This is a genomic window from Halalkalibacterium ligniniphilum (assembly GCF_000334155.1).
Taxonomy (GTDB): domain Bacteria; phylum Bacillota; class Bacilli; order Bacillales; family Bacillaceae_D; genus Halalkalibacterium; species Halalkalibacterium ligniniphilum.
Map to the genome: position 1 here is coordinate 24,818 of NZ_ANNK01000002.1, position 7,085 is coordinate 31,902.

At 40.8% G+C, this 7,085-nt stretch carries 6 protein-coding genes; 5 read left to right on the top strand and 1 reads right to left on the bottom strand.

From position 1 onward, the window contains the following. Positions 1-75: 75 nt before the first annotated feature. Genes BLT_RS0100400 through BLT_RS0100410 form a run of 3 tightly spaced genes read left to right on the top strand, consistent with a single transcriptional unit; the run spans position 76 to position 3,124 of the window. Positions 76-1,056 (top strand): zinc-dependent alcohol dehydrogenase, encoded by a 981-nt coding sequence (locus BLT_RS0100400; protein WP_017725858.1) that lies wholly within the window; start codon positions 76-78, stop codon positions 1,054-1,056. Positions 1,057-1,116: 60 nt separating this feature from the next. Further along, entirely contained in the window at positions 1,117-2,028 is a 912-nt protein-coding gene (locus BLT_RS0100405) for a sugar phosphate isomerase/epimerase family protein (protein ID WP_017725859.1), read from the top strand. Positions 2,029-2,083: 55 nt separating this feature from the next. Continuing rightward, complete coding sequence (locus BLT_RS0100410; RefSeq protein ID WP_017725860.1) at positions 2,084-3,124, top strand: LacI family DNA-binding transcriptional regulator; 1,041 nt, start codon at positions 2,084-2,086, stop codon at positions 3,122-3,124. A 194-nt stretch (positions 3,125-3,318) separates the two neighbouring features. Here BLT_RS0100410 and BLT_RS0100415 read toward each other — a convergent pair whose 3' ends face one another. Further along, positions 3,319-3,762 (bottom strand): Hsp20/alpha crystallin family protein, encoded by a 444-nt coding sequence (locus BLT_RS0100415; protein ID WP_017725861.1) that lies wholly within the window; start codon positions 3,760-3,762, stop codon positions 3,319-3,321. A gap of 256 nt (positions 3,763-4,018) precedes the next feature. Here BLT_RS0100415 and htpG point away from each other — a divergent pair, with 256 nt between their 5' ends. Further along, complete coding sequence (htpG, locus tag BLT_RS0100420; RefSeq protein ID WP_017725862.1) at positions 4,019-5,899, top strand: molecular chaperone HtpG; 1,881 nt, start codon at positions 4,019-4,021, stop codon at positions 5,897-5,899. Between the two features lie 578 nt (positions 5,900-6,477). Next, the gene (locus BLT_RS0100430) at positions 6,478-7,071 is read left to right on the top strand and encodes a DNA-3-methyladenine glycosylase (RefSeq protein WP_026104906.1); all 594 of its coding nucleotides are present in this window, start codon (positions 6,478-6,480) and stop codon (positions 7,069-7,071) included. Positions 7,072-7,085 lie beyond the last annotated feature (14 nt).

Below are 7,085 nucleotides of genomic sequence, written 5' to 3' on the forward strand. Positions count from 1 at the left end.
TGAACCTCATTTGGTTTATGATAAAAGAATGAACGTTGTGCTAGAACGAAGTGAACAGTAATGGAGGAATCATGAATGCTAGAATTACAAGTGAAAAATCCGCTGGAAATCGAAATGCGACAGGTCGATCCTTTGCCAGCTCCCAAGCATGATGAAATCAAAGTGAAAACGATTTATGGTGGAATATGTGGGTCTGATCTGGGCGTTTTTAAAGGAAAGCTTCCACATGCAACCTATCCATTGCGGCCAGGGCATGAATTGGTAGGTACAGTTATCGAGGCAGGAGAAGCAGCTAAATATGACGTTGGAACACGTGTGGTTGTATTACCAAACACCTTTTGTGGTGAGTGTGATTTATGCTTAAAAGGGCGCACCAATATTTGTCGCCACAAAAAATCGCTAGGCGTGAATTCACATGGTGGATTTTCAGAAGAGTTTGTCATCTCATCCAAATTTGTCATGCCCGTTCCTGATGAATTACCTAGTGAAAAAGCCGTCTTAATCGAGCCTCTAGCTGTCGTCGTAAGTGCGTTTAAGAAGGTTACGATTACGAAAGACACGACGGTAGCCATTATCGGTAGTGGAAATGAAGGGATGCTAGCAGCTTTATTGGCTCATTATTTGGGCGCCCATGTAACCGCCATTGACATCAATCCTATAAAACTAGAAATCATCCGTCGTATTGGAGATATTAGAACCGTCTCTCCTGAGGAAGTAAGCAATGAAACGTTTGACGTAGTGATTGAGGCAGCTGGAGTAAAAAGTGCCGTAGAGCAGGGGATTCAGTTAGTGAGTCCAGGCGGAGAAATGGTGTTAATTGGGCTTGCGCCAGAAGCGACTTTACCGATAGTACAATTGGTTCGAAGTGAAATTACATTATACGGATCGATTATTTATAAATTTCCAGATGACTATTTGCAAACACTTGAATATTTAAACGATCCCACTTTAAATATCGAACCTATTGTTTCTGAAATTTTTCCATTTGCAGACTATCAACAAGCGTACGAAGCTGCTTTATCAGGAGATTTCGGTAAGATTTTATTGCGCTTTTAAAGGGATGAGAAAAGGGCTTTATGAAATGAAGGTTTAAAACGACACGGGGGTAATCAAACCATGCGTCAACAATTACATGATTTTATGCAGGTGGGGATTGTCCATTTTATGGCCTATCCACATGCAGAATCCAGCAAAGATTATATCCGAACTCTTTCATCCATTATTGAAGATGATTTCTTTGGTGCCATTGAAATAAAAACAGCACCTAATGAACAGACGGCGAATGAGGCACGTGGATTGCTAGAAAGTGCTGGTGTCACCGTAGGATATAGCGCACATCCTATTTTAATACGCAATCAAGCGAATCTTCATTCTTTAAAGGAAGAAGAAAGACAAAGGGCCCTTGAGCTCATGAAAGGTGCGATTGATGAAGCCTATCAAATGGGTGCCAAGAACCTAGCGTTAATGTCAGGAAAAGATCCAGGGGCTAAGTATAGAGGGCAGGCCCTGGAGTATTTCATTGAAGCGCTTAAGGAAATGTGTACATATGCTAAGTCGAAAGGCGATTTAGAAATATTACTAGAACCGTTTGACCACGAGACGGATTTTAAATGCTTGATTGGGCCTAGTGAACTTGCTGTAGAAATTGCGCAGGAAGTGCGAAAGGTTGATCCATCCTTTGGTGTAATGGTCGATTTGAGCCATTTGCCGATGCTAGGGGAGACCCCAGTACAAGCATTGACTACAACCAAGGATTATTTGAAGCATGCACATATCGGCAATTGTTTGATTCAGGATCCGAATCATCCATTATATGGTGATAAACATCCTCGATTTGGATATAAAGGCAGTGAGATTGGTATCCCTGAGCTTTCAGATTTTCTACGTGCATTGCTTGAGATTGGCTATTTGGAAGAAGGGAAAAGCCGAGTGGTGGCATTTGAGATTAAGCCGGCACCTGGCGAATCATCCGAAGCGATTATCGCACAGGCAAAGCGAACACTCCGTACAGCTTGGCAACGAGTGTAAGCAAAATGAGAGCGATAAGTAAAAAAAGGTCAGACGAAGTCAAGGGTGACGTGTTATGAATAAAAGTAAGCGTGGTCGGAGAGTGACGTTAAAGCAGGTTGCCGAACATGCAGGGGTCTCCCGAGCAACAGCATCACTCGTTGCTCGAAATAGTCCCCTGATTGCTGAAAAAACTAGAAAAAAAGTCCAGCAGGCCATGGAAGATCTTAATTACGTGTATGACCGAATTGCGGCGAATCTTAGGACGCAAACCTCTTCAACGATCGGGTTAATCATTACGGAAATATCGAATCCTTATTTTGCTGAAATCGCGGATGGGGTTCACCAAACATTGGACCAAGCAGGACACGTCGTGTTTTTAGGGACAACCTTTGAATCGGTGGCTAAGCAGGATCTTCTGTTATCGACAATGATGGAGAATCGGGTAGGCGGACTCATTCTTAGTCCTGTTTCAAGCATTGATGAATCGATGTTCGTTCGCTTGCGAGAGCTGGGCATCCCCTTGGTGTTAATCGGTCGAAAATCATTTGGCGTAACGTGCGATTATGTTGGGGTCGATAACGTCTATGGAGCAAAAATTGCAGTCGAGCATTTAATTGAAAATGGTCATAGAAGCATTTCTTTTTTAGGAGGACCTTCTGATTCTGTCTGGGAAGATCGGAAGCAAGGCTATTGCCAGGCTCTTCATGAGGCAGGAATCGACGTGGAAGAAGCCTTCATCGTAAATACCACCGCGACGCGAGAGGGTGGATTTAAAGGGGTTAAACAAGTTTTTGACCAAACAGCCCCCCCTACAGCTTTTTTTTGCTACAATGACGTCGTTGCGTTTGGCGTCATGTCTGGTTTGAGAGAGATGGGACTAACACCAGGGAAGGACATTGCTGTTGTAGGGTTTGATAACATTCCAGGGTCAGAAGAGTCAATTCCGAAGCTAACAACCGTTTCAGTTTTTCCAAAACAATTAGGGAAAATTGCGGCTGATTTGCTTCATCAAAGAATGAACGGCTTAGACAGTCAGCCTCAAAGCATTATCCTCACACCTGAGCTTATCGTCAGGGAATCAAGTAACGGGCCCTGCCCCCCTAGAAGGAATTGACATAGAAGCACTTGGGAGGGGGGAGCCCAGCCTATCATCCTCTGTTTATTCACATTGTGTTATAGAACGAATACCGTGATGAAAAAAGATCCTTATCCAAATGCTAGGAAAGGATCTTTTTTCATGAATGGGGGTAGAGGTATAGAAAAGGTAGCTAGAAAGTTTCTAAGGCAGCTTGACGAATCATGATTTTTTCAATGAAACTCAACATCAATTCTTTTCTTCGTATCAGCCTGCAGCTTTGGCATATGAATTTCGAGAACGCCGTTTTTATAGGTTGCTTTCACCCCATCTTCTGAAACGCGACTTGGCAAGGAAACGGAACGTTGAAAACGACCAACAAAGCGTTCTCTTCGATGCAAATGTTCTTCCTTTACTTCGTTCACTTTGTTAATATTTCCGCTGATCGTAAGCATGTTATTGTCGATGTCGATATTGACATCCTCCTTTTTTTCTAAGCCAGGAAGATCACAAGTGGCGACAATTTCGTTTTCCGTTTCATGAATATCAATGCTTGGGGTGGAAAAATTGTGGCCTAATCCAGTTCGGATTGTTGGATAATCTGCAGTAAAAAATCGATCTAATTCTCTTCGGACGTTTTCAAGCTGGCGGAAGGGTTCAAAAGGGACCAATGACATGTGTGAGTACCTCCAGTATGTTAGATTTTACAAAATTATTTTGCCTAAATAATGTTTTGTTATGCATCATGACGAATGCTACAAAAAGAAAAATAGAAGCGGTTGAAACGATATATTGACACAAACCATTGTATATGGTATTAAAATGGTAATTAGCACTCCTTTAGATAGAGTGCTAATAATTTCGTATGGCAGGCAGCTTAATAACTTTAAATAGGATGTGTTGAATCGTTTTATCTTGAAAGGAGTAACGTGAATGGAAAAAAAGCAGTTTCAAGCAGAATCGAAAAGACTATTAGAAATGATGATTAACTCCATTTATTCTCAAAAAGAAATCTTCTTGAGAGAGTTGATTTCCAATGCCAGTGATGCGATCGACAAAATTTATTACAAAGCATTAACAGATGATTCATTAAGCTTTGACAAAGACAATTATTTTATAAAAGTTTCAGCTGACAAAGAAAATCGAACATTGAAGATTTCAGATACTGGGATTGGGATGACAAAAGAAGAGCTTGAAAATAATCTTGGTATCATTGCTAAAAGTGGATCATTAGCATTTAAAAATGAAAACGAATTGAAGGATGGACATGATATCATTGGTCAATTCGGTGTCGGATTCTATTCTGCTTTTATGGTTGCAGATACGGTTACCGTGATCACCAAGGCTTTAGGTCATGATGCTGCTTACAAGTGGGAATCGCAAGGAACAGATGGATACACGATTGAGCCATGCGACAAAGTGGAAGTGGGTACAGAGATTCTTTTAAAAATAAAAGAGAATGCAGAAGACGAGAATTATGATGAGTACTTAGAAGAATATCGCTTAAAAGCGATCATAAAAAAATACTCTGATTTCATCCGCTACCCAATTAAGATGGAGGTGACGGAAAAGAGGCCAAAAGAAGGTAGCGAAAATGAATTCGAGGATGTCCAAGAAGAGCAAATTATTAATAGTATGGTTCCGATTTGGAGAAAGAATAAAAATGAGCTGACGCCTGAAGATTATGAGAATTTTTATATAGAAAAACATTACGGTTTTGATAAGCCGATCAAACATATCCATATTAGCGTTGATGGTGCTGTAAGATATAACGCGATTTTATTTATCCCAGAGCAGATTCCTTTTGACTATTATTCGAAGGAATTTGAAAAAGGGTTAGAGCTCTATTCAAATGGTGTCTTGATCATGGATAAATGCTCAGACCTACTTCCTGATTATTTCAGCTTTGTGAAAGGGATGGTCGACTCTGAAGACTTATCTCTTAACATTTCTAGAGAGATGCTGCAGCATGACCGACAATTGAAGCTCATTGCGAAAAACATTAACAAAAAGATCAAAAGCGAATTACAAAGCTTACTAAAGGATGACAGGGAAAAGTACGAACAATTTTATAAGTCCTTTGGCAGACAGTTAAAATACGGGGTTTACAGTGATTTCGGAAGGAATAAGGACGTTCTGCAGGACTTATTGATGTTCTATTCCTCAACAGAAAAGAAAATGGTTACGTTAGATGAGTATGTATCGAGAATGGCAGAAGATCAAAAATATATTTATTATGCTTCTGGAGAATCGTATGACAGAATTGAAAAATTACCGCAAACAGAAGTTGTTGCAGAAAAAGGCTATGAAATTCTATATTTCACCGATGATGTGGATGAGTTTGCGATCCGAATGTTAATGACCTATAAAGAGAAAGAATTCAAATCAGTTTCAAGTGGAGATTTAGGGATTGAAGCAGAAGAAGCTCAAGAGCAGACAGACTCAGAAGAGAGTGAAAACAAAGCGCTCTTTGACTACATGAAGGAAGTTTTGGCAGGCAAAGTAAAGGATGTAAGGGTGTCAAAAAGATTACGGTCTTACCCTGTATGCTTGTCGACCGATGGTGAAGTGTCCATCGAAATGGAAAAGGTTTTGAGTGCCATGCCTGATAACCAAAACATAAAAGCAGACAAGGTGTTAGAAATTAATATCAATCATGAGGTGTTTAACTCATTGAAGGATGCCTTTGAAAAGGATAAAGAGAAAGTAAATTTATACACAAACCTATTGTACAATCAAGCATTGCTGATTGAAGGATTGCCAATTCATGATCCAGTAGAGTTTACAAATGACATTTGCAAAATAATGGTATAATTAATACTTAGCAGCACAAAGAATTAGGGGCTGGGACAAAAGAGTTTTTATTGATGAGAAATGCTGCATAGCCTTCGCTTCGGAAATATCCTTCGCTTTCCGCGGGCGGCTGGTGAGCCTCCTCGTGCTTTTTGCACTGTGGGGTCTTACCCTTGCCTTTAATCCCGCAGGAGTTTACGTATATTTCCTCGCTAAGGTTATGCATTGTTCGCATTTTCATGTCCCAGCCTCTTTTTGCTGAAATTTAACCGAGCATGAGGCACAAAATGTTTGGGGACATAATGTCTAAAGTTAAAAAACCTCTATCACAACATGAGCAAAGGTACATCATGTATGTGTAACTATGCTAGAAATGGATGACATGATTTAAAGGGTACGCTCCCAACTGATCTTACTTATTTTACACCCTTCAAAGATTGAATAATCCCTTAGGATGTCCAAAAAAGCCTTTTTGAGGGATGCTTGTCACAATTTTCTGCTGTGATCAAGTCAAAGTGGTTTTGGTGGTCCAATATGAAACCTTTGGAAGGTTGATTGGTTATTTGGGAACGATGGAATTGATAAGAGAGGTGAGGGTTATGTCTTTTCAACCGATCGATTCTTCCTTTTTTCAACAGCCTACTCTACAGCTGGCTCACTCTTTGCTGGGGATGTTGCTTGTAAAGGAAACAGAGGTAGGAACGGCTTCAGGATGGATCGTAGAGACGGAGGCGTACATGGGCCCTAATGATCGTGCTGCCCATAGCTTTGGAAATCGAAGGACAACACGGACGGAAGTGATGTTTGGTCCACCTGGGTACGTCTATACGTATGTCATGCATACACATTGTCTCGTGAATGTAGTGAGTGGAGAGGTTGGCGAACCAGAGGCCGTGTTAATTCGAGCGTTAGAACCATGTACGGGAAAAGAACTGATGTACAAGCGGCGTGGTGAGGATAAAAAGGAGCAGGAGCTTACAAATGGTCCAGGGAAGCTAACGAAAGCTCTTGGCATTGAAAAAGGTGATTACGGAAGAGCTTTCTTTGAAAAACCCCTTTTTATTGCTGAAGGAAAAAAAGTTAAATCTGTTGCCAGTGGTCCAAGGATTGGAATTCCGAACAGCAGAGAGGCTCGAGATTACCCATGGCGGTTGTGGATAGAAGGCAACCGCTTTGTCTCTAAAACGAAATAGAATTGAAACAATTG